We start from the raw sequence: 24380 nt of genomic DNA on the forward strand, positions 1-24380 counted from the left end.
CCGTTCCGCCATCCCCTGTAGGAGCGGCGTCCACGCCGCGATTGCGACGGGGTTCCTGTCGCGGCCTGGAGACTGCTCCTACGTCAAACCGTGCCGCCATACCCCTGTAGGCGCGGCGTCCACGCCGCAATTGCGATGGGGTTCCTGTCGCGGCCTGGTGACCGCTCCTACATCAAACCGTGCCGCCATACCCATTACAACCGGACACAGCCCCCCAACGCCTCTATCAAGGACCCCATGTGACGTTCGTAGTTCTTCCATCGCTGCCTGGATTTTCTGTAGATCGGCTGCCGGACCTGCTGATAGCTCGCTGTCCAGGCCAACCGCTTGCTCTTGTGGAATTCCAGGCAACGGTCGTCCCACTCAAGGCCGCAGAACTCGATCAGCCTGCGGCTGTGGTGTTCAGGATCCTCTACCAGATCCTCGTAGCACAGATCGAGAATGGGAACGTTCAGCACATTCTTCCAGTGCTCCATCAAACGCCGGTATTCCCGGTAATAGCGCCCCAGGTCTTCCAGATCGTTGGTGTACACATGGAATTCACGGAAATTCTGGAAAAAGCACGACAAGCAGGTGTCCAGCGGATTCCGGACACAATGAATGATACGCGCATCAGGAAACAGCAGTTCTATCAACCCCAGATGCATGAAGTTGCCCGGCATCTTGTCCACGACACGATCCGCATCCGGCGCCATCCCGTCCAGGAAATCCAGGTAGGTTTTTGCAAGCCGGTCCATGTCCACCGGCGCCAACTGGCCGATACAGGCAGGATAGGCCTGCTCCTTGGACACAATGGCCCTCATGGCCCTGACGAGATCTGGAATATTGTCGAGCTCACCGGCGGGATACACGCGAGGATGGCTGCCTAAAATCTGTTCCACCAGCGTCGTCCCAGAACGCGGCATACCGACCACGAACACCGGCCTGTCTGAACGAACGGAGGAACGCGGCAAACCCGCCATGGCCTCCGGAGTAAAAAACCTGACCGAGGAATCCACCTGTTCCACCATGTGGTGATGATCGTATTTCTCCCGTGACAACTCGTTTCCTTTTTTAAAATACGAAAATGCCCTGTCATACTCCCTCAACGCGTCCAACTGGCTGCCGAGAGCGAAATAAACGAGCGCGCGATCCGACTCATCCATTTCCTCCTCGCGCGCCAGCACCTTTTCCAGCACCGCCACCGCTTCTTCCTGGCGATCGACAGCCTTGCTGACCGAGGCAAAAACAATGGCCGCGTCCGTTCGCACCTCTTCGCCTATGAGATAGGGTTCGAGCAGTTCACAGGCCTTTTGCGGTTGCCCCATCTTCTCGGCGGCATTCGCGGCCATGATTGAGGCATCCTCATTATCGGGCTCTTCGGACAGTACGCCCTCGCAGATTTCACTCGTCTTCCCGGGTTGCCCCAGCGCCAGATAGACCGACCCAAGCGCCAGCCGGGTACCGACATGCCCCGGCTCGGCCTCCAGCGCACGATGCAGATACTGGACTGCCGCCTCGTCATTCCTTTGGGCGCGCAACGCCGCTGCCATTCCCCGGCACGCATCCGCATGTTTTTCGTCGATCTCCAGAGCTCTGCGAAACTTGCCGATGGCCAGATCGTACTCCCCCCTGGCCAGAAAAATGTTGCCCAGTGCGCTGAAGGGATCGGCATATTCCGGCCTGAGCTCGATCGCCCTTCTATGGGCGGCTTCCGCTTCCGAATCCCTCCCCAGATCGAACAGCGTAAGCCCCAGGTTGAAATGGATTTCGGGGATATCGGAGGCTGCCTGCACCGCCGCCTCGTAATGCTCCAGGGCCTCCTCGAACCGCCCGGCCCGCCTGAGCAAATACCCGGCGTTGGCGTGCGCCTTTGCGTAACCCGGCCGCAAACGGGTTGCCGCCAGATATTCCTCCAAGGCCCCATCATCCCGGCCCTGCGCCTGCAACACCGCCCCAAGATTGAACCGGACGACCGGCTGATCCGCCCATAACTTCAGGACCCGCCGGTAACTGGTTTCCGCGGCTGCATATTTACCCACGGCATGAAGCACCATGGCGAGAGCTGAATGATTTTCCGGGTCGTCGCCCTTGAGCTTGACAGCTTTCCGGCACAGGCGCTCAGCGGCCTGCAGGTTCCCCGCGGCGCGCTCCAGTTCGCCCCACAGCCGCTGGAAAGTCGCCGACTTCTTCCCGACACCCGCCTGCCGCGCGCAGACAGCCCGGGCTTCGGCGAGCCGCCCGGACTTGACAAGCCCCTGGATCTCTGCGATCAAGGCCCCCGGATTCATTCAAACAACCCCCATAACAATTCGGTTTCTCGCCCTATACTACTCACGAGACCCCCTATTACAAGCGGGAACGCACCAAGCTGTTCGGGAACGATACTCCATGAAACCAGGCAGTTTCGACAAGACCATCGTCCGTATCCAGAAGATGGCGGAACGAGGCCAGATCCGCGAGGCCCTTGAAACCCTGCAACAACTGCCTTCCCGGAACGATCCCCGTCTCCTGACCCTCGAGGGCACGCTGCTCGGACGCAAGGGCGACCCGGCGGGTGCGGAAAAATGCCTCCGCAAGGCGGTCGCGCTGGCACCCGAGTCGGCTGAAATTCACGCCAATCTCGGGAACGCCCTTTTGGCACTCGGGCGTTCCAGGGAAGCCGCCGACAGCTATCGGCAAGCGACCAGGCTGCAACCCGCGCTGACACCCGCCTGGCTGATGCTCGGCATGGCGGAACGCCAAAGCGGAAATCTCGACAAGGCGGAGGCGGCCTTTCGGAAAGCCGTCGAACTATCGCCCTCCTGGCCGGACGCCTGGTACCACCTGGGCAATCTCTACCAACACCGGGGCAAGCCCGCCGAGGCGGTCCGGTGCTACCGGCAGTTGCTGACACATCACCCCGAGCATGCCGAGGGTCATCACCGCCTGGGCATCAGCCTGGCCTCCCTGGGGCAAACCCCGGAATCGGAGAAACATTTGCGCCGGGCGCTGGAACTCGCGCCAGACTTCCACCGCGCCCGCATCAACCTCGCCATGGTGCTCACCACCCAGGGACGGAGGAAAGAGGCCCTGCAATGCTGCACGAGCGTCCTGGAGAAAGAACCCGGTCATCTCGACGCCACTATCATGGCCGCCAACCTTCTCGAACAGTCCGGCGAGGCCGACAAGGCCTATGAACGAATCAGGCCCCTCCTCGATGCCGGCGTCCGGAACGCGAACCTGGCCCTGGCGTTGGCAGCCCTTGCCAGACCCTTGGGCCTGCATGACGAGGCGATCGCGGCCATTGAGGACTTGCTGGAATCCCCGGCGGGACTCAGCCACACGAGCCTCAAGAATCTTCATTTCAACCTGGGCCGTCTGCTGGAGGAAAAAGGCGAGTACGACCGCGCCTTCGAACACTACCGGCGAGGCAACGAAGTACGCAGCCCGGCCTTCGACCGGGGTGCGCTCGACAGGGAAACCGGGGCTGTTCTCACATGCCTGGACCGCGAGTTTTTCCAACGCGCGCCCCGCGCGGGGCACGGCTCCCGGCGCCCCATCTTCATCGTCGGCATGCCCCGTTCCGGCACCAGCCTGGTCGAGCAGATCCTTGCCAGCCACCCCGAAGTATTCGGCGCCGGAGAACTCGCGGAGATAGGGCAGATCGCCAAGGCACTTGGCGAACGGCGGGGACAACCCTATCCCCTGTTCCTCGACGGCCTGGAACAAGACGAGGTGGACAAGGCCGCTGCCCGCTACCTGTCCTTCCTTGAGGAGAAAGACGCCACGACCCGCCATGTGACGGACAAGATGCCGGGAAACTTCATGTATCTCGGACTCATCGCCCTGCTCTTCCCCGATGCCCGGGTCATTCACTGCGTCCGCGATCCCCTGGATACCTGCCTCTCCTGCTACTTCCTCGATTTCTTCGAGGCGCTGCCCTGGTCCTACCGCCTGGAGGACCTGGCCACGTATTACAAGGGTTATGAACGAGTCATGACCCACTGGAAAGCGGTCCTGCCCATGCCCGTTCTGGACGTGCAATATGAAGCCCTGGTCCGGGACCCCGAACCCAACATCCGCAAGCTCCTTGAATTCTGCGAATTGGAATGGAACGACGCCTGCCTGCGCTTCCATGAAACTAAAAGGACGGTTGCCACCGCCAGTTACGACCAGGTCCGCCGCCCGCTCTATACGAGCTCTATCGGCAGATGGAAACGTTTCGCCCGCCACATCGGCCCCTTGATCGAGGCGCTTGGAAAGTCTTTGGATCAGGATTGCCCGGAAACGGCCTCCTCATAGAAGGCTTCCAGACCGCGAACACACTCCACGTCCTCATAGATCCGCTCCGCAGAAGCAGCGAACCGCTCCTTCACTTCCATCCGCCATTCCCGTTCCAGTCCGAGCCTCGCGGCGATCTCCACGTATTCCTCTCCGCTCGAAGCAATAGTCTCGGTTACACCCATCATTTTCAGGATCGCGCAGGAATGCCGCCCCCGCATGAATCCGGTCGGCCATGTGACTATGGGCAGGTGGGCATCCACCGCGGCCAGGCCCGTGTTGTTGCCGGACCAGGGCGGATTGTCAAGGAAGACGTCCATGAGGAGATTCAGGTTCAGGTAGTCTTCCGGCGTCTGCCGATTGAGCATGATGCAGTAGTCCCCGGCCGAAAGCCCTGCCCGCGCGAACGCCCGTTCGACACGGGCCATGAAGCGCTTCACCACTTGCACGCTGGAGATGGCCAGAAAAACGAACTTGGCCTTGGGCACCCGCCTGGCGATCTCCGGCCACAGCCAATCGTATTGCGGAAGATACTTGAACAACGACTGGCTGCAGAAATAGAGCACCGCACCCTCGGGCAGACCGAAATCGGCGCGCGATTTAGAAGCCCCCCTGGATTGCAGACGGTCATGCTGATCACGGGAATAACAGTTCGCCATATTCGGCAACCGCACCAATCGCTCGCTGTAGTGCTCCTGGCCGTTTTCCGGTTCCATCAGATCGCTGGACAGCCAGTAATCCATGGTGGACAGCCCGGAGGTGATGGGGTGCCCCCAGCCCACGCACTGGATCGGCGCCAGACGCATGGCCGCCATGACCATACTCTTCGCGTCCATGCCCAGCTCCGGATAGACCAGGATATCGAGTTCATCGGCCGCTATCCGGGCACAGGCCTGCTCCACGCCCCCCGGTACATGGTGGAAGTGATCGCTCAGGTGGCGGAATTCCTCGGTCTTCTCATCGACCTTGCCGCCGGTGTGATAACAATATATTTCGAACCGCTCACGGTTCCGGTGGCGCAACCACCCCAGCAGCCAGACAGCGCCATTGTGAGCCCGCAGAAAGGCGCTGGCATAGCCGATACGGATACGGCCTCCGCCTTTGCGCGGGGCCATTTCCCGCCCCGCCCCCCATTGTGGAAAGTTGGCCGCCGCCACCTTCTCCAGGATGCGGCCGTATTGCTCCTGGAGGGGCAAGTCGTCACACCCCTGGTACTGGAGATAAAAGTTGGTGCTGCTCAGGGCACCGCGCAGGGCTGCACGCCGGCCTGAAGTGCTTTTCAGGTCCAGGGACTCTTCCAACCGCCGCAACCCTTGTCGGTAGTCCTCCCGGTAACGCGCGATCTCTTCTTCGGCATCCAGAATGACCGGCAGCAGCCGCTGGCGTTCCCAGAAAGCCTCCACCCGCTGCGGATCGGCAGCCAGCGCCTGTTCATAGGCGGCTACCGCCTCGTCCACCCGACCCTGGAGTTTGAGCATGTTGCCATGCAGATAATGGACGCCCCCCTCCTTGGCACCAGTCTGGATCGCCTGTCGGTAATAGCGCTCGGCGCTGTCGAACCCCCCCTTTTCGCGAGCGACCTCCCCAAGCACAAAGGCGGCCCGGCCCTGCCGGGGATCCAGGTTGAGCGACTGCTCGGCATGCCTGCGCGCCTCGTCCTGCCTGCCCAGCCTCCACAAGGCCTCGGCGGCCCCCGCCAGCGCGGATGCCTCGTCCTTTTTCAGCGCAAGGCAGCGCCCGAAACTCTGCAGTGCCTCCGCCGGCTTGCCCAGAGCGAGCCGGATCTCGCCGAGCCGGCGCCAGAGGGCGCCGTCGGCCGACTCCTGGCGGCAAAGCTGTTCGAGCAGCCTGGCCGCCTCGCCCAGGCGCCCCTTGGCAAGGCAAGCCTCCACCCTCTTGTGCAAAACCTTGGCTCTGGCCATGACAGCACCCTTGCGCCCGCGCCGGGCCGCGTTGATCCGACCGGCGGCGGATTGTTATGATGAGTCCCAGAATCATACCGAAAAACAGGCCAAGAGGATGCCCGGCACCACACCAAAATCATCGGCCGGGGAGGCAAGGGGGGGCTCCACGGAAGCCGGCGAGTGCTGCGGTAACCCGAAGTGTGGAGCGGCGCTCGAACCCTCATCCCCCCACCTCGCCGAAGTCTTCCAGCGCGGCGTGCGGCACACAGCCAATCTGCTCCCGCTGTGCCCGGCCTGTTTCACGGCCTGGAAGAACGGAAAACTGGCGCAGGCCACCTTGCAGGCATGGAAGGTGCTGTGGCTCGCCCGCTCGGGCGAAGTCGACCGCCGGGCCCCGGGGCTCACGGACGCGGCCTTGAAAAACTACCCCGGCCTGCAACCCTATTTTCCGGACCGCTACCTCGATTTTCCCGTGGCGGGCGGCCGCATCTATCTCAGATTGCGGGAATCGCCCATGATGCTGGCCCGTGCCCTGGGGCGTTACGAGCCCGACAAGATGCGCGTGGTCCGGAAGCTGCTGCCCCCCGGACAAACCTTCCTGGATGTCGGCGCCAACAAAGGGGATTTTTCGGTGCTGGCCGCCTCTCTTGTCGGCCCGGAAGGCCGCGTTCTCGCGTTCGAGCCCGAGCCGGAAAACTGCACTTGGTTTGAAAAAAGCATGGCACTGAATGATTTCGGCCATGTGCGCCTGCACCCGGTGGCGCTCGCGGATTCCGATGGCACGGCTACCCTCCATCTCGGCCAGAAGAGCGGCTGGCACAGCCTGGTACCTGGGAGGGAGGTCACCGCAGACAGCATCACCGTGGAGACAAGGACCCTGGACAGCCTGCTGACCGATCCTGAAACCAGGGCGCCCGACATGATCAAGATCGACGTGGAGGGCGCGGAGCAGCAAGTGCTGGAAGGGGCGAGGCAAACCTTGCGCCATTCACACCCCATACTTCTGATCGATCTGCATCCCCACAAGGGCATCTCCCCGGAGGCCATCTGCCGCGGCCTCATCGAGGCCGGTTATCGGATCCATAACATGAAGGCGCCCCATGAGGAAATCGCATCCTTCCCGGCAACCCTGACCGAGATCCTTGCCCTGCCGGCGGAACGCCGGGATACCCTGCTGGAACGACTGAACAAGGAAGACGCATGAGCTGTTTCTTCGTAGGCGGAGTCAATCGCGCCGGCACCACCCTGCTCCAGAACATTTTATGCTCCGACGAGACGACCAACCCATTGGTCCATGAAGCGAGTTATCTGCGCAGCATCGTCGAGGCCTATGTCTTCGGCCTGCAGAAATTTGATGAGCATGGAAAATACTATTTCGACTCGCGCCAGGATCTCCGCGATTTCACGGCCGCCTGGCTCAAAGGCTTTCTGGACAAGATCCGCGCCCGCTATCCGGAAACGAGGCACCTGGTTCTCAAGCATCCGCCACTGACGCCGCGCCTTCCGGCCCTGCACGATCTGCTGGCCGCCGCCGGCGAGGACGCCCGGTTCTTCATCATCGTCCGGGACCCGCGCGACGTCGCCGCCTCGCTCGTGCGGGTCGGGGAACGATTGCGTGCGAAGGGGGATTCCGAAGGCGCCACCCTGCCACGGGACATGGAACAGCTCGGCAGCTATTACATGAAGTGTTACATGCCGGCCCTTGCCCACCAGGACAAGGACTACCAGGCACGGATCACCTTGATACGTTACGAGGATCTGGTCCGCGACCCCGAACCCGTCATTGCCAAGCTCCGCCAAGCCAGTGGGCTCGCCCTCAACCTCTTCGATCCGGGGTCCGACTGGCGCAAAACGGCCATCGACTTCAAGAGCCTGGAGAAGGAAAAGAATGCCTGGCTGTCGCCCCTCTGGGGAAAGGGGCTATCCAACCGGCGCGTCGGCGCCTACCGGAACATCCTGAACGAACAGGAGATCCGCGCCCTGGAGAAAATATGCGCGGGCCCCCTCAAGACTTTCGGTTATCTATGAGCAAGGAGAAAGAGGGACGACATGGGCCTGGAAATCAAGCTCACCGACACCCAAATCAAACCTTCCAAGGATTTCATTGACTTCCTGTTCCGGCTCCGCTCGGGAGAGAAGTTCAAAGAGAATTGGTTCGACCAATTGAGCGAACGACTCAAGCCCGGCTCGGCGCAACAGGTGGAAGAACGCCTGCGACGCCTGGAGGGCCAACACCTTGCCGACCCGGTCATCAAGGAAGCGCTACTGAAAAGCTACAACCTCACCGTTGCCCTGCTGATCGGTGAAACCGCCATGGTGAAGCGCTTCCTTGCGCCCTACCGATTCATCTTTGTTGTCGGCTGCCCGCGTAGCGGTGGCTCCTACCTGACCAAGCAGGCTTATATGGCTCTTGGCCACGACCCGGAACGTATCCCCGGCCTGATCGCCCATGATGGCTTTCCCAAGGCGTGGCCTTTCTATATTGGTAGCGGGCATAACCAGCACACCGACATGGCACGCTACCTTGCAGAATACCTGGTCATGGTCGAACTGTTCTTTGCCCACAGAGAGAATCCCGGCCAACATACCATAATCCCCAAAAAAGATATCAATGCAGCATATCATGGCGCATTCTTCAACCAGGTCCTCGGCCAGAATACCGAATATATTCTTACGATCCGCCACCCGGCAACAAGCTGCATATCCACCTATGAAAAATCGGGTGGATTACCAGAGAATCGCAAATTTGCTGTACGCAGCACTATCGAGAGCTTCATACAAAGAGATAACACATTTACAGGAGCCGACGCCCATGATCTTCTAAGGCAAGATTATTTCGATGTGTATCTCCGTTATTGGGAACAATATCATTATAACCTGGCATTAACCGGCCTATGCACAAACCGTCAACACCAAGTGGTGGCTTATACTCGTGATTCCATGATTGATAGCGCACAGGCGTTTTATTCTCGCTTTTCAAGCGATGGCTCAGCGGAACCCTTCAAGGTTTTCAACAAAAAAGGGCGACATCCAAATTGGATCAAAAAAGCCGAAAACGCCATATACAGGGTGCGTGACGTATGGAAGCTGGCGGGCCTGGACTTCCCTCTCGAAGAAATCATGGAAGTCTGGTAGGTGCAAACCCTGATTCTCTTACCCAAAAACAAACCGGGCCTGGAACTACCAAGCCCGGTTTCAGATACAACGCTATTCCGCGATGTTCAATACTGCCTTGGCCGTCGCCGTGTTGCCAGAAGCATCCGACGCTCTTACGGTTAAATCAAGCCCCTGCGCTTGCAGACTGACCCACCCCTTCCGTTTTGCGACGCGCAGCATATCGCCATCCTCGACTGCCGCACCGATTATTGCCTCTATAACAGGATCTGGATCACAGACATCATCGGCTTCCGCCTGAATCTCCACGCGCCCCCTGTGAACCACCCTGGCAGTCCGTGTTTTATGCTTGCGGTCGATAAAAGCTGCAGTAACATCCGGGGCCACGGTATCCTGAACGACAATCCTGGTTGCAGTTGTCGCACTCAAACCTCCGATGGTTTGCACCTCGGCACTGACAACATGCGTCCCCAATTCCAGGAACAATTCAACCGACGCGCCGCTGGCTACAACACTCCCATCCACAGACCAGACAATAGAATCCACAGCGTCACCATCAGGCACGGTAGCTGCAGCAGTCACGGCCACAGAGGAGCCTCCCGCCGTCGAGCATTCCTGTACCGCTCCACCGCCAACAGTCAACGAGATGGTCGCACTAGGAGCTGCAACTACCCGCTCCAGATGCAACCAGTATGTAATTCCGCCAAACCCACTGGGGTCACCATTAGGCACATGAGCACTATAATCCACCGTAAAAGGCTCGCCCTGTACACAGGGGGTACTGGAACAGGATACTAAAGCCCGCCCCGTATCCGAGGGAAAGTTAGCCGAATCGCCGCCAAGTGGAATATGCGCTATACCATTCCAGGTCACACCCCAGCCGCTAAAATCCAGGGTACCGTCGCCATTATCCATTACCGGATAGCCGACCGTCTGGTGCATTCCGGTATTACCAAAGAAACACCATGGCGCATCAAGACCTGCAACCTCCGAGCCGTCGGGGCATCCTGAATGGCTGCCGGATGCCGGCTGCAGGATGCCGATGATAATTCCGCCAGCAGGACCAGGGGCAATCGGGGTTCGCTCGTTGAGGTCCATTTTCCCATCCCCGTTAAAATCCATTGCAAAATAGGACCCCGAAGTCACAGCCGAAGCATCGTAGTCGCAAATGGGGTATGTGCCACCAATGACACAATCGTATCTACCTGGATCAAAGGACAGCACATCCCCCACATTGAAGGCCCAGGCGCCAACAGCAGCACCCCCCATGGCCATTGACATAGCAACTTGCAGAACCTTTTTTTCATTTATCCTTCCTCCTTGCCAGTATTGGCGTTTAATCCACATGCGCAACGTGCATTTCCTTCTGCAGTATTCCACATTGCGCTGCATTCGCTTCACATCCTGTCGATGCAGGCATTAAAACCCAACACGCTTTCTCTTTTAGCCCGGATATTGCACCAAGGATTCGATTCTCAGGGCGAAGCTGGCAAAGCAGGTTGGCCGATCGCCCGCGGAAGCATAGCCTTAGCCATGGTTCAAGGGGGATCGGCCAGGATGCGAAGCCAGATGCGTTCCCGTGAGGAGCCATTTGCAAGCCTCCCGGCCTTGTGTGTCAGCCTGCACTCCGATCATGCGCGCCGCCTTGGTGCAATATCCGGGTTAGCAGGCTGTTAGGGCGTGTTAACACTAATGCTGATATACTACATCCATGAAAATTACATCAGCAGAATTCAAAGTCATCGAAAAGTTACTGCCAAAACAGCGGGGTAACGTTTCCATATCCAATTTACAGGTACTCAATGCCATTTTGTATGTCGCGGAACACGGCTGCAAATGGCGAGGATTACCGAAAAAGTTCGGCAATTGGCATACGATTTACACGCGCGCCAACCGGTGGGCCAAGAAAGGCGTCCTGGATCATGTGTTCGCCGCACTGCAGGAAAACGATGTCATCAACATTCAGGTGGATCATGTATCGCTCGATAGCACAGCTGTCAAAGTGCATCCTGATGGAACGGGCGCATTAAAAAAACGGTCCACAATCGATTGGTAAATCGCGCGCGGGCTGGACAACCAAAATTCACATGGTTGCGGCTGACGCCAGAACAGCCGTGACGTTCTCGCTTTCTCCTGGTCAGGCAGGTGATGCGCCGGAGGGAAGAAAGCTGCTGAAAACCCTTGAAAATAAAGGATGGGAGGGGACGCATGTCATTATGGACAAAGCCTACGAAGGCGATGAAACGCGCCAGTTGGTATTGGAACTTGAAATGCTTCCTGTCGTCCCGCCCAAAAACAATCGGCTGAGCGTGTGGGAATATGACAAAGAGATGTACAAGAAACGCAACGAGGTCGAACGGCTGTTTCGTCGGCTGAAGGGTTTTCGCCGGATCTTCTCGCGATTCGACAAACTGGATTGCGTTTTCATCTTCTTCATTCATTTCGCACTGATTGTCGACGCACTGATTAGTGTTAACACGCCCTAGCTGTTTTTCTCCATATCAACCACTCCATCCTGGCATCCATTCAGACACGACCCTCTTGGCATGGGAGGAATCACTGCCAAGGAAAATACTATGGGAAATATTCCAAAGTTGGCACATGAACGATCTCATTGCCATCCACGTCATAGATCCTGGCGCTGGCCATGGAAAAAGCGGGATCTCCTGACAAACCCGGCGGATGAACAATATATACCGCCAGATAGGCTTGATTGATCCCTTGTGGCGCAATCACATCAATATAGAGCTGCTGCCCATCCTGCCGCCAGTAGACCATGCGCTGCGTCTTGCCAAAAGCGCCCGGATCCACGACCGAGCCACGGACCGTCGATTCCGGGACATATATATTGATGTCAGCCGGATTGACAACGGTTTCGTCGAAATCGACCACCAGTGATGCAGCACCGATGACCACCCCGTCCGTGATGCCGAAACTGATCTTTGCATGTGGTGCGGGTTCAAGCCTGGCAAAGTCGGCAGGCACATTACCGGAAAACGCATCCTGCCGCAGGAAATCGTCAGAACTACCCGCGCCAGCGATGATTTCCAGATTAACGGTGAACGGAGCCGTGACGCCGGAACTGTCGTCATCGACCCCGGCATCGACCGTCAGATAGGCAATACCCGCGGGCACATCCGGAGGGAGGTTCGCTACCAGCACCGTCTGCACCGGCTCGTGCCCCTCGGACCAGGATATATAGGTATCCAGGTAATCGGAATAATGCAGGCCCACCGCCCTGCCATCCGGCCGCAGGTTGAACACCGAGCGCACCAGCCCCAGGGCCTGCAGATCCCATGTCTGGCCATTGACATCGGTCAGTGTGACCGCGATGGTATCCTTGCGCGCCTTCTCGGTGCCGCCCACCATGACCGAGACGGTATCACCGGCGCGGGCAATGGTCGGGAAGGTGTTGACGCTGGTGCAACCCTGCAGAAGCAGGAAAAAGGCAGCAAGGTAACCGGCAGCATATTTCATTTTCAATATCCCAGTGTTCGCCTGAGCAACAAGGCATCCCGGACATCCAGGACACCATCAAAATTCACATCCCCCACTGTCTGTTCGTAGGCCGTCGGTGCGGCCTGCCCCTCGATCAGCCGGAACAGGACCAGCAGGTCGGCCGTGTTCACTGCCCCATCGGGTGCGCCACTGGGCGCCAGATCACCGGTATTGGAACGGTTCGGGTCGGTGCCATAGGTGATCACCTCCTCGCCGTCGGTCAGGGCATCGCCATCCGTGTCCGGATCGAGGGGATTGGTGCTGTACTGGTTTACTTCATCGCCATCATCAAGGCCGTCGCCGTCCGTGTCGGGCACGAGTGGATCGGTGCCGAGTGCCGCTTCATCGCTGTTGTTGAGGCCGTCGCCGTCGATATCGGGATCACAGGCATCCCCCAGGCCGTCGCCGTCCAGGTCTTCCTGGCCGGGATTGGCGATCAGGGGACAGTTGTCATCGTCATGATTGAAGCCGTCGCCGTCGGCATCCAGGCTGCTCCGTCCATAGCCGGTCCGGTAATCGAACCCCGCTGCCGCAATGTCGTGGGTGGCGTCGATCAGGCGGGTTCGCAACTGCGCCGTGGTCAGCGTCGGCTCCTGCGCCAGCAACAGCGCAGCCACCCCGGCCACATGCGGCGAGGCGGCAGAGGTGCCGGCAAAGCTGCTGCTGAGTGAGGTCTGCACCCGGTCCGGCCCGGTCACTTCCGGCTTGGCCCGGCCATCGGTACTCGGACCCTCGGAACTGAAACCCTCGGCGGCGTCCGTCAGATCGGCGGCACCGGTCGCTATGACCGAATAGCAATCCGCCGGCTGCGCGATACTGCTGGCCCGGGTCTTCGTCGCCAGGCCCGGGCCCAGCGAAAAGAGCGTCAGCGGCAGATCCGCGGTGGAACTGCGGTTCTTGGTGACCACGATATAATGGGTACCCGTCACAGCCGCCGTGTAGCTCAGCGATTCATAGGGATAGCTGGATGAATTCCCGACCTGGCGATTCTCGGAACTCGCCACCAGGGCACCGCCGGCATCCGGATCGCCGTCATACAGGTAGAGATTGTAATCGACGTCCGTCGCGGGGTAGGCGTCCCAGTTCAGGACCAGGGTCAGCGTCTTGCCCGCCGTCAGGTCGATACTGTTGTAGTTCTGGCCCGCTGCAAACTCGTGCCGCAGGTCGCCGTCGGCGTCACTGAAGGTTCCCAGGTAGTGCTTGTTGCGGGAATTGCCGGCCGCATTGATCCACTGCACGCCATTCTGCTCGGCGCTGTCGGCCACCGCGCAGATCGAGCCGGTGCCATCATAGAAGGCCGCGCCATACCAGGCCACCGAATGGTTGATGACCCGTACCCCGGCCGCGATCATGTCATTGACCGCCTGTTCCAGTTCCAGGCTGGTAGCGACCCGGGCCAGATAGAGCTCCGCTCCTGGCACCATGTCATGGACGATCTCCGCCACCTGGGTGCCATGATTGGTGCCGCCGGTGCCATTGCCGGTGTAGTCGGTGATGGTGAGATTGGCGGGCAGATCGCCGGAGGCCTGGGCGGAGGTATAGCTGGAAAAACCCAGATCGATGATGCCCACCTTGATACCCGCCCCATCGGTGCCCAGCACCTGCATGTCGCCTGCACCGGTCAGCGCCACCCCCTGACTGGTCACCGCCAGTGCCTCGCTCGGCCAGGGCAGGCGGACAAAGGCACCGGCGGGAAGCCGGGCCAGCAGCCGCGACAACCGGCCGGTGGGAAGGCGGATTTCGTGGCGATCACGGGAACTGAAGCGCAGCTTGCCGCCAGCCGCTGCGATCATCCCCCTGATGGCGTTGTCCAGCCGGGTCTCCAGAATGACGGTCACCTGTTGCTGGCGCTCTGCCAGCGGCGCCTGTTCCATGCGCTGTACGAGATGGCGCAGGCGGTCGGTATGCACCGCGCCGGCCACTGCCGGCGCCGCCTGCGCCATCCCCACAGCACAGAGGGCAAGACAAGCACAGAGCTGACGTGGGTTCATGGTCGCCTTATCTTATTGTTATCGTTACGCTGCTGGCGGCGGCGGACCTTCCTTGCCCTGCAACAGTGGCGGCGGGCGTTGCCCACCCTACTGTTTCAAGCCGTGCCCCCTAGCCCGGATATTGCACCAAGGATTCGATTCTCAGGGCGGAGCTGGCAAAGCAGCTTGGTCGATCACCCGCAGAAGCATAGCCGTAGCTATGGTTCAAGGGCGATCGGCCGGGATGCGCAGCCAGATGCGTCCTGACAAAATCGCCGGGAGCGATTTTGAACAGCCGCAAGGCTGGCCCGAAGGGCGGAGGGCAGGATGCCCGGAGTCAATCGAATAGGCACAAACCGTACCCCGCAGTGAGGAACCATTTGCGAGCCTCCCGGCCTTGTATGTCAGTCTGCACTCCGATCATGCGCGCCGCCTTGGTGCGATATCCGGGCTAGGCTCTGCGGGCCATACCCGCCAAGCCAAGGAGTCCGGAGCCGAACAACCAGATCGCAGCGGGCACCGGCACCGGGGTGACTGTGCCGGAAAAGACCAGACTGACCGTCCCGCTCAGATCGCCTCCATTCGAGCCACATTCGCTGCACCGCCAAGCGCCATCCATGCTGGCGGTCATGGGATGAATGCCTCCGCCTCCACCACCGCCCAACGAAACGTTCCAGGTCGAGTTCCAGTCCAGCGTGTAACCGTCCGGCGGCGTACTGCTGCCGGAGAGATTGCCGACCGGGCCGAGCGTCAGGCTGTAAGCGTTGATCTCGGCATTGGCATAGACCGATGTGAAATCAACGTCGATGGTGCCGAGATCGAAGTCCACCGTCCCGTTCGGTGGCGGCGCCCCATTGGCCGCCGTTGCATAGATCTTGGCATAGGAACCCGATCCCGACGTACCCCACTCCACGATGGGATCCTGATAGACCCCCATCTGGATCAGGATCGGCTCGGCCAGGGTGCCGCCCCAATCGTAGGTACCGTCTCCATCGATGGTCACGCCGAGGCTGAAGCTGTCCACGGTAAGGCTGGCAATATCCACCGAGACCGCCTGGGCCTGCCCGCCCATCAGCGTCGAGGCCAGCAACAGCCCGCCCGGCACCCAGTTTTTCCATTTTCTGCCTGCTTCCATCATTGCCGTCTCCTCCATGATAATCATTATGTGTTTTTTCGATCGGTAGCCTTTCCGCCTGCCGGAATCACCCCTGTTTGATAGCAACAGGTGGAAATTTCCCGCTGAAAGGCACAACAGGGCGGAGGTCGCCCACCCGCCCTGTTGCAATCTTCCTCACGATGGCCCTTCTTGTTATTCCACAGGGGGCCTCAGTTTCCTTTCCGCCGGGCCACACCGACCAGACCGAGCAGACCCGAACCGAACAACCAGACGGCGGCCGGCACCGGCACGGCGCTCAGATCGGCGATCGCCGTCAGATTGCCGTTCTCGTCATAGTTGTAGGCCACGCCATTGGTCACGTAGGGCACGTTGCTCAGGTCGCTGTAGAGGCTGTAGTCCATGGCGTCGATGATGCGGATGCCATCGGCGCGCAGCAGGAAGCCATAGCCGGCGAAGCTGTTCTGGTGCCAGATGATGTTCGGGTTGTTGTCGTCCACCCCGTCTCCATCGGCATCCACGATATCCGCCGCATCCAGCACGGCGAGAATGTTGTCGTTGCTCTTCGGCGCATTGGGGTCGGCAAGCTGCACCCAGACACCATCGGGCACCACGCCCCCTCCCATGAAGGACACCTTGTTGTAGAAATTCTGATCCACGCCGCCGCCACCGACGGTCTTCTTGGGCACCGTCATGGTGCGCGGATTGCCGTTGGCGTCAAGGGCGGGCGTGCCATCCAGGTTCAGCACCGGCACCGTGATCAGCACCGGGTCGCCATTGGCATCGAGTTCCACGGTGCTGTCCAGCGGGCTGGTGTTGTTGACCACGGCATCGGCCTGATACAGCCTGCCGTTGACGTCCACTTCCAGGCTGCCGTAGCTGCGCATGACGAAATCCTGCACGATCTGCATCGAGCCCTCGCCCGGATCCCAGACGCCATTGTCACCCGTGCCCGTGGTCGGCAGAAAGGCCTCGAAGCCGAAGTCGAAGGTCACCTGCCCGGCCATGGCCTCCAGCGAACCGGGATTGGAGGTCGTCACCGAGCCGCACCAGCCGGTGGCGTCCGACAGGGCATAGGGCTGGAACTGGATGTTGGTGGCATACACCCCGTCGCTGGTCCCCGCGTAGAGGCTGGTCGGATCGACAGCGGGATCGCCCGCGTACTGGTAGTCGAAGCTGCCGTACCAGGCGAACTGCATGTCGTTACGGGCCACATAGTAATCGCCGTCCGCGTCGATCTGCATGTTGTTGAAGGTCGAACCCGCGACGGTGGTATAACCCCAGTCGTAGAAATTGACCTGGGAGTCCATGTTGGCGTCCCAGTAGAACGTGTCGTAGTTGAGATCCTCGCGGATCAGTTGCGGCGCGTCCGGCGTCAACCGGTCCGGCCCGGTGGTCACCACGTGCTGGATCTGCCTCGGGCCATCGAAGGTGTTGTAGGCAAACTCGGCGGCCGTCTGCCCTTGCGGCCCGCTGTAGCCCCAGTCATAGAAGCGGATCTCGCCGCCTGCAACCGGCTCGACCCACACCGCCGGCGCAGCCAGCACGCCCTGTGCGACCGCCGCACCCGCAACCCCGATCAGCAGCGCCGCCCTTGTGTTCGTCGTTTTCATTGAAGACTCCTCCTAACCTATCGTCCCCGGCGTTCCCTCGTGCCGCCGGGCCGGCAATGCGATTGCCTGTTGGTATTATTTATCCACACGCGGCTCCCGGTCGCGGAACGCGTCCTGTCCGCGTCCGCCCGTCAGGAAACCAGGCAAAAAGAACCCGATGAAAAAGAAGGGCGGGCGGGCCCTGCCCGTCCGCCCTTCAGTCAGGCAGTGTCGCTTGCTCTCCCGCTCGGCGATGGTCTCCGCGATTCAGTCATCGGCGGATTCCTCTCATCTCACCGGGAAAGGGCGACGATCAAGCCATCAGGCCGACTTCTTGCGCCGGGCCACGCCGACCAGGCCGACCAGGCCGGAGCCGAACAGCCAGACCGCGGCCGGGACAGGCACCGCGGACACCGCGGGCAGGGTGCCGGAGATGGTGCCTTCCAGGTGCAGCGCGTAGGCCACGCCACCGAAACCGGAGGCATCACCCAGCGGCACGTGGGCAGCATAGTCCAGCACGAAGGTGTCGCCGTCGCCGCAATCGACACCGCAGGTCATCACGGCGATACCGGTGTCGCTAGCGAAGTTGGCAGTATCGCCACCCATGGGAATGGAAGCAATGCCGTTCCAGGTCACGTCCCAGCCGGTGAAGTCCAGCTCAACCGTGCCGGCGCCGTCATTGGAGACCACGGAGATGGGCGAGGTGGTCTGGTGCATGCCGGTGTTGCCGAAGAACGACCAGGGGTCGTCGATGTCCGGGTTTTCGCTGCCGTCCGGCTCACCCGAGTGGGAATCGCTGGCGGCCTGGGTGGTCACGCCGTCGACGATCACGCCGTTGAAGGGCGCAATAGGCGTCTTTTCGGAATCGGAAACACTGCCGGAGCCATCAGCGTCCATGGAGAACCAGGAACCGTTGGTCGTGGTCACATCGTACAGACAGCCAGTGGCGGTGGTTGTGTCTACACCCAGCACACAAGCCTTGGCGCCGGCAGTGAAGTTGAGGGTGGCCGCCTGGGCGCCCATGCTCACGCCGGCACCCATGGCCAGGGCGACTGCGGAAGCCATCAGAGTCTTGTTCATCGTCATCTTGGAACTCCTCCAAACAGGAAAGTCTTGAGTTGAACATGTTGTTATGCATCCTGCCGGCCGCGTTTGAGTGTTCGAGCCATGACACGGATGCGCCCCCGGTTCTCTGCAACCCCCGTGCCAGGAGAGACAAATTCCTTTCATTACCGGTAGTTGGCAGAAACCCGGACCCTGCGCCAGGAAGCCGCGCACAACGAATTGTAAAATATTCCGGCATCCACGCCGTCGGCGACTCCGCCCCCGCTTCATAATAAATTATTTAAATATCATGTGGTTGCAAGCATTCTGTGCAATAATCCGGGGCAACTAGCGAAAATAAAGAATTCCGACACCCTGACAGGCGCCGCCTCACCCGGATATTGCGCCAGGGGTTCGATTCTCAAGACGGAGCTGGCAAGGCGGCTTGGCCGGTCGCCCGCGGAAGCCCCTGCGGGGGAGGCGGCCAAGCCGCGATTGGGGCGGGATTCCTGATCGCGGCCTGGAGGCCGCTCCTACAGCCAAACCGTGCCGCCATGCCCTCCGTAGGAGCGGCGGTCACGCCGCGATTGGGTGGTACTCCTGTCGCGGCCTGGAGGCCGCTCCTACAGCCAAATCGTGCCGCCATGCCCCTGTAGGTGCGGCGGCCACGCCGCGATTGGATGGCACTCCTGTCGCGACCTGGAGGCCGCTCCTACAATCAATCGTGCCGCCATGCCCCACGTAGGAGCGGCGGCCGCGCCGCGATTGGTGGTACCCCTGTCGCGGCCTGGAGGCCGCTCCTACAATCAATCGTGCCGCCATGCCCCCTGTAGGAGCGGCGTCCACGCCGCGATTGCAGCTCTCTTGTGAACCCGTCGGCCTTTCTTCCACCCTGACCTTCGAAACAGCCCCGCGACGGCTCTCCCACTGAACACATGACGGGCCCTCACCCTCCACCTATCATGCTGTCCGTTTACGGGACCGAGCCCCCGGAATGAATCTGGCACCGAAGCCGACCCGCCGCTGACCGGTCGACCTTGACAAAGCCAAAACCACTCGCCAACATTCCCGCATTCTGCATCAGGCAGCCGCAGCCAGGCCCATAGCAAAATGCAGGACCGGGATACCAACGCGGTCTCACTGCGTAGCGCGCTCTGCATGCACCGCTGATTCCTTGACAAGAACACAATGCGGTCGTCCCGGCAAAGATGCCATGCAGGAACGAGCGGCTGGCCAGGGATACGACGGATACGGCGCTGTCGCACCAACCGCCAAAAAAACACAAACGCACGAACGGAGGAGTACCCTTATGAAGCATGCAGTCAAACCCCTGCTGGCCGCGATGCTGGTGGCGGGCACCGCCACCCCAACCGCCAGCTTTGCCACCAACGGCATGTTCATGATCGGCTTCGGGACCAAGGCCCGCGGCGTGGGTGGCGCCGCCATCGCCTTCCCGCAGGATTCGCTGGCCGGCGCAGTCAATCCGGCCGCGATCCGCGCCTTCAACACCCGCATCGACGTAGGCGCCGACTATTTCAGGCCCATGGCCAACGCCTCCATCGTGAGTCATACCGGCGATATCGAATGGGAACCCAGCCGCGCCAACACCTTCCTGATCCCCAACATGGGTGGCGCCATGCGCTTCAACCGCAAGCTGAGCTTCGGCTTCTCGGCCGTGGGCGCCGGCGGCGGCGGCAGCCGTTACAACCGCAACCTGTACAACCTGACCGACGCTGGCAAGGATCCCAACAAGACCCTGGGCGTCAACCTGATGGTGATGCAGATGAACCCCACCATCGCCTTCCGCGCCTCCAAGAACCACAGCATCGGCGCCTCGCTGATCATGAGCGTGCAGACCTTCCGCGCCTTTGGTCTGGACCAGTTCGCCCAGTTCACCAAGGATCAGTTGCCGCTGCCGGCACGCGGCAACGACTGGGCCTACGGCGCGGGGGTGCGCATCGGCTGGCTGGGCAAATTCATGAAAAAGAAACTGACCCTCGGCGCCAGCGCCTCGTCCAAGGTCTACATGACCAAGTTCGAGAAATACAAGGATCTGTTCGCCGAACAGGGCAACTTCGACACCCCGCCAATCCTCGGCTTCGGCGCCGCCTACAAGGTCAACAAGAAGCTGACCGTGGCCATGGACATCACGCGCATCTTCTATTCCCAGATCCCAGCGGTCAGCAACCCCGGCCCGGTGACCACGGGCGGTGGTTCACCGTTCATCAATGGCGACCGCGACACTTATGCCCTGGGTAACGACAAGGGCCTCGGCTTTGGCTGGGAAAACCAGACTGCCTACAAGCTGGGCATCAATTACGACTACAGCAAGGAGTGGAGCTTCCGCGCAGGCTGGAACTATGCCAAGAGCCCCATCCCAGAAAAAGAAGGTGCCGTGCTGTTCAATATCGTAGCTCCGGCAACGACCCAGCATCACCTCACCCTCGGCGCAAGCTACCGGCCCAGCAACAACAGTGAGGTCAGCTTCTCGTATGTCCACGCCTTCAAATTCAAACAGAAGGGGCCTACCTATATCGGCACCCAGGGCGAGATCGAGATGTACCAGAACTCGGTAGGCGCCAGCTATGCCTATTATTTCTGAGGCCTGCATGCCAGCCGCCCCGGGACATCGGGGCTTGATGCCCTCGGAACATATCTATAAAGAATTTGGCGGAGGAGAAACAGAATGCTGATTCATACCAACACGAGAAACGCGGCGCTCGCCAGCGCCATCGGCCTGCTGCTCGGCGGCCTTGCAACCCCGGCAGCCCAGGCTGCCCTGACCAGCGGCAGCGTGCTGCAGTTCACCAGCGGTGCCAAGCAATGCGTCCTTGGCGGCACCTATGTCAACAATGTCACTGACTGCCTGTACAGCGTCACCACCACCACCGGAAGCTGGTTCTCCATGGACAGCGACGGCAACGGCAGCGTCTCCGACAGCGAGAGAACACCGATCATCATCAATGCTGGCCTCATCATCGGTCAGACCCAGGAAACGGTCGGCCAGAGCCACAGTGGCCTGCCAACCGGTTCCGAGACCACCACCATCGACTATGCCTGGAACTTCTTTGGCAACAGCGGCATGCACAATACCACCAGCGCCGTCACAGTGTTGTCGGACGATGGTGCCGGCAATGCCACGCTGGGGATGACCGGCTGGGCCGTGGACTGGAACGGCATCGAAGACATCAACATGGGCGGTGATACCGCCAACTTCTCCACGGATACAGGCATTGCAACCCTGACCTGTTATTCGGACAGCGCCTTCACCACCAAGACAGCCTGTGCTGATGGCGTGTATTTCAAGCTGACTTACGATGCCCATGTACCAGTGGGTGATGTCTCGGGTTTCGGCGGTGTACCCTACAGCCTGTACATGGAAGGCACCCTCTCGGTACCCGGCAGTGTTACCGTGGTTGGCACCGGCACCCTGGCCAGCGGCGACTTTGGTGGCAGCGCGGTAAACAATTACCATGCCACCTCGACACTCCCCACCGATGACGGTTACACATCAGTGGGCAGCGTCTTCGACTTCAAGATCAACTGCGGCAGCGCCGGCTGCTCGGAATCGGTCATACTCCCCCTCGGTGTCGCCATCCCCTCCGATGCGGTCTACCGCAAATACACCTCGGCCTCCGGTTGGGTAACCTTCACTGAAGACGCTAATAACAGCATCGCCAGCGCTGACAGCTCCACCAACGGCGGCAACTGCGTTGGCGCCACCTATACATCTGGCCTGACCGAGGGCGATGACTGCCTGAGACTTACCATGCGCGATGGCGATGCCAACGACGCAGATGGTGACGCCACCAACGGCATCATCAGCGACCCGGGCACAATTGCCGTTGCCAATGCCGCAGCGGCAACCGCAGACCTGTCCAGCAGCACCAGTGGCTGCAGTATTGCCAAGGCGCCGGTGGACCCGCTGCAGCATGGGGAATGGTGGTTGCTCGGCGGGCTGCTGGCCCTTCTTGGCCTGAAGCGGAGCAAGGTATAAGCCAGGGCATCCATCAAGCAGTATTCAACGCGGCCTTCGGGCCGCGTTTTTTATGGGCTGCCGGATGTGCCGGAACATTCGCGGCGGGCGGCGCTCCCTGCCTCGATCGCGGCTGATCGCGGCTGATCGCGGCCGGGAGGCCGCTCCTACAATCAATCGTGGCGCAGCGCCCCCTGTAGGAGCGGCGTCCACGCCGCGATTTTGGCGGGGTACCCGATCGCGGCCGGGAGGCCGCTCCTACGATCGATCGTGCAGCCATGCCCCCGTAGGAGCGGCGTCCACGCCGCGATTTTGGCGGGATTCCCAATCGCGGCCGGGAGGCCGCTCCTACGATCGATCGTGCAGCCATGCACCCCGTAGGAGCGGCGTCCACGCCGCGATTGGGGCGGGATTCCTGATCGCGGCCGGGAGGCCGCTCCTACGATCAATCGTGGCACCGTGCCCCCTGTAGGAGCGGCGTCCACGCCGCGATTGGGCGGGATTCCTCATCGCGGCCGGGAGGCCGCTCCTACATTGATGAACAATACCTGCTTCTACAGTATGCGCCTCATCGGCCGATTGCGTGTTGACGGATTCTGGCGCTTCTGTTTCAATCCTTAGCCAACAGACCGCGCCAAAAACAACAAATTCAGGCAGTTACAGGACCATCCACCATGATTCACCGGCAGGAACACCGCATGTCATTCACCTTACGTATTTGCGCCTTGCTCATCGGCGCGCTGTTTGTTTCCGCCAGCGCACTGGCTGACGCCACCGCCCCTTCCCAGGACAAAGCGGGCTACGCCATCCAGCCCGGTGACGTCCTCGCCATCTCGGTCTGGAAGGAAGAAGGCCTGCAACGTGAGGTCGTCGTCCGTCCCGACGGCGCCCTGTCCTTTCCGCTGGTCGACGAGATCGAGGCGGCCGGCAAGACGGTCCCCGCAATCCAGGCCGAGATCAGCAAGCGCCTGGAACGCTTCATTCCCGACCCCGTCGTAACCGTGGAGATCCGCCAACTGCTGGGTAACAAGGTCTATGTCATCGGCAAGGTGAACCGGCCGGGCGAGTTCCCCATGAACCGCTATATGGACGTGGTCCAGGCGCTGGCCATGGCCGGCGGCATGACGCCCTACGCGGCCGTGAACAAGATCAAGATCCTGCGCCGGCAGGCGGATGGCAAGCTGTCCGCCATCCCCTTCGAATACGGCGACATCGAGAAGGGGCGCAACCTGGAACAGAACATCATTCTGCAGGCGGGGGATGTGGTGGTGGTACCGTAAAAGCTTGGAGAATTCAGAATTCAGGAGTCAGAATAAGGAGGATGGCGATGGCAAGGAAGCCGTCAAGATCGTTTCAGGATTTGATCGTCTGGCAGAAGGCACATCGTTGGGTGCTGGATGTCTATCGGCACAGCGCCGGATTTCCAAAGCATGAACTCTATGGTTTGACTTCACAATTCAGGCGTGCGGCCATTTCCGTACCTGCCAATATCGCCGAGGGTTTCAAGAAAACCGGCACGAAAGACAAACTTCGTTTCTTGAATATCGCCCAGGGCTCGCTGGAAGAATGCCGTTATTATACGTTGCTATCCAGGGATCTGGGCTACTGGGACGAGGGATTACCAAACAAACAACTGGAAGAGGTCAGCAAACTGTTGGATGCCTATACGCGCTCAATTCAGACATCAATTTCTGCCTCCTGAATTCTGAATTCTGAATTCTGAATTCTGGATTCTGGATTCTGGATTCTGAATTCTGAATTCTGAATTCTGGATTCTGGATTCTGGATTCTGGATTCTGGATTCTGGATTCTGGATTCTGGATTCTGGATTCTGGATTCTGGATTCTGGATTCTCAAAAAATGATAACCATGCCCAAATCCCTCACAGCGATTACCCTTGTCTTGCTTGGCTCACTGGCGCCGCCT

17 protein-coding genes are annotated in these 24380 nt (G+C 60.3%); 9 read left to right on the forward strand and 8 right to left on the reverse strand.

Going from position 1 to position 24380, the window contains the following annotated elements; genetic code table 11:
* Window positions 1-194 precede the first annotated feature (194 nt).
* The gene (locus QVG61_RS11980) at window positions 195-2255 is read right to left on the reverse strand and encodes a tetratricopeptide repeat-containing sulfotransferase family protein (RefSeq protein ID WP_289930875.1); all 2061 of its coding nucleotides are present in this window, start codon (window positions 2253-2255) and stop codon (window positions 195-197) included.
* Between the two features lie 115 nt (window positions 2256-2370).
* Between QVG61_RS11980 and QVG61_RS11985 the strand changes: the two genes are divergently transcribed.
* On the forward strand, window positions 2371-4263 hold the full coding sequence (locus QVG61_RS11985; protein ID WP_289930876.1) for a tetratricopeptide repeat-containing sulfotransferase family protein: 1893 nt from the start codon (window positions 2371-2373) through the stop codon (window positions 4261-4263).
* Here the strand turns inward: QVG61_RS11985 and QVG61_RS11990 are convergent.
* The gene (locus tag QVG61_RS11990) at window positions 4233-6164 is read right to left on the reverse strand and encodes a tetratricopeptide repeat protein (protein WP_289930877.1); all 1932 of its coding nucleotides are present in this window, start codon (window positions 6162-6164) and stop codon (window positions 4233-4235) included. The two genes, QVG61_RS11985 and QVG61_RS11990, sit on opposite strands and share 31 nt — an antisense overlap.
* On the opposite strand from QVG61_RS11990, the gene QVG61_RS11995 reads away from it, so the two are divergent.
* Genes QVG61_RS11995 through QVG61_RS12005 form a run of 3 tightly spaced genes read left to right on the forward strand, consistent with a single transcriptional unit; the run spans window position 6163 to window position 9281 of the window.
* On the forward strand, window positions 6163-7350 hold the full coding sequence (locus QVG61_RS11995) for an FkbM family methyltransferase (protein ID WP_289930878.1): 1188 nt from the start codon (window positions 6163-6165) through the stop codon (window positions 7348-7350). The genes QVG61_RS11990 and QVG61_RS11995 overlap by 2 nt on opposite strands.
* A complete protein-coding gene (locus tag QVG61_RS12000) occupies window positions 7347-8174 on the forward strand; it encodes a sulfotransferase (RefSeq protein WP_289930879.1) in 828 nt (275 codons plus the stop codon). The genes QVG61_RS11995 and QVG61_RS12000 overlap by 4 nt, the downstream gene beginning before the upstream one ends.
* A 21-nt stretch (window positions 8175-8195) precedes the next feature.
* Window positions 8196-9281, forward strand: a complete 1086-nt coding sequence (locus QVG61_RS12005) for a hypothetical protein (protein ID WP_289930880.1) — start codon at window positions 8196-8198, stop codon at window positions 9279-9281.
* Window positions 9282-9353: 72 nt separating this feature from the next.
* Here QVG61_RS12005 and QVG61_RS12010 read toward each other — a convergent pair whose 3' ends face one another.
* Window positions 9354-10652, reverse strand: a complete 1299-nt coding sequence (locus tag QVG61_RS12010) for a hypothetical protein (RefSeq protein ID WP_289930881.1) — start codon at window positions 10650-10652, stop codon at window positions 9354-9356.
* A gap of 319 nt (window positions 10653-10971) precedes the next feature.
* On the opposite strand from QVG61_RS12010, the gene QVG61_RS12015 reads away from it, so the two are divergent.
* Window positions 10972-11746, forward strand: a protein-coding gene (locus tag QVG61_RS12015) for an IS5 family transposase (RefSeq protein ID WP_289930882.1) whose coding sequence is annotated in 2 segments (ribosomal slippage) — window positions 10972-11291 and window positions 11290-11746 — 777 coding nt in all. Because the reading frame shifts where the segments join, the coding sequence is not laid out codon by codon here.
* A gap of 88 nt (window positions 11747-11834) precedes the next feature.
* Here QVG61_RS12015 and QVG61_RS12020 read toward each other — a convergent pair.
* The 5 genes from QVG61_RS12020 to QVG61_RS12050 all read right to left on the reverse strand — a co-directional run bounded on the left by QVG61_RS12020 (window position 11835) and on the right by QVG61_RS12050 (window position 18520).
* Window positions 11835-12737: a hypothetical protein gene (locus QVG61_RS12020; RefSeq protein WP_289930883.1), complete on the reverse strand. Its 903-nt coding sequence runs from the start codon at window positions 12735-12737 to the stop codon at window positions 11835-11837.
* A gap of 2 nt (window positions 12738-12739) precedes the next feature.
* The gene (locus QVG61_RS13675; protein WP_354671166.1) at window positions 12740-14749 is read right to left on the reverse strand and encodes a S8 family serine peptidase; all 2010 of its coding nucleotides are present in this window, start codon (window positions 14747-14749) and stop codon (window positions 12740-12742) included.
* A gap of 430 nt (window positions 14750-15179) precedes the next feature.
* Entirely contained in the window at window positions 15180-15890 is a 711-nt protein-coding gene (locus tag QVG61_RS12040) for a VPLPA-CTERM sorting domain-containing protein (RefSeq protein WP_289930884.1), read from the reverse strand.
* A gap of 164 nt (window positions 15891-16054) precedes the next feature.
* Complete coding sequence (locus QVG61_RS12045) at window positions 16055-17455, reverse strand: VPLPA-CTERM sorting domain-containing protein (RefSeq protein ID WP_289930885.1); 1401 nt, start codon at window positions 17453-17455, stop codon at window positions 16055-16057.
* A gap of 300 nt (window positions 17456-17755) precedes the next feature.
* Window positions 17756-18520: a VPLPA-CTERM sorting domain-containing protein gene (locus tag QVG61_RS12050; RefSeq protein ID WP_289930886.1), complete on the reverse strand. Its 765-nt coding sequence runs from the start codon at window positions 18518-18520 to the stop codon at window positions 17756-17758.
* A gap of 1267 nt (window positions 18521-19787) precedes the next feature.
* Between QVG61_RS12050 and QVG61_RS12055 the strand changes: the two genes are divergently transcribed.
* The 4 genes from QVG61_RS12055 to QVG61_RS12070 all read left to right on the forward strand — a co-directional run bounded on the left by QVG61_RS12055 (window position 19788) and on the right by QVG61_RS12070 (window position 24156).
* Window positions 19788-21080, forward strand: coding sequence for an outer membrane protein transport protein (locus tag QVG61_RS12055; RefSeq protein ID WP_289930887.1), 1293 nt, complete (start codon window positions 19788-19790; stop codon window positions 21078-21080).
* An 84-nt stretch (window positions 21081-21164) separates the two neighbouring features.
* A complete protein-coding gene (locus tag QVG61_RS12060) occupies window positions 21165-22475 on the forward strand; it encodes a hypothetical protein (protein ID WP_289930888.1) in 1311 nt (436 codons plus the stop codon).
* 677 nt (window positions 22476-23152) lie between these two features.
* Window positions 23153-23734: a polysaccharide biosynthesis/export family protein gene (locus QVG61_RS12065; RefSeq protein WP_289930889.1), complete on the forward strand. Its 582-nt coding sequence runs from the start codon at window positions 23153-23155 to the stop codon at window positions 23732-23734.
* Window positions 23735-23781: 47 nt separating this feature from the next.
* On the forward strand, window positions 23782-24156 hold the full coding sequence (locus QVG61_RS12070; RefSeq protein WP_289930890.1) for a four helix bundle protein: 375 nt from the start codon (window positions 23782-23784) through the stop codon (window positions 24154-24156).
* Window positions 24157-24380: the final 224 nt, after the last annotated feature.

The sequence above is a fragment of the Thiohalobacter sp. IOR34 genome (assembly GCF_030406045.1).
GTDB lineage: Bacteria > Pseudomonadota > Gammaproteobacteria > Thiohalobacterales > Thiohalobacteraceae.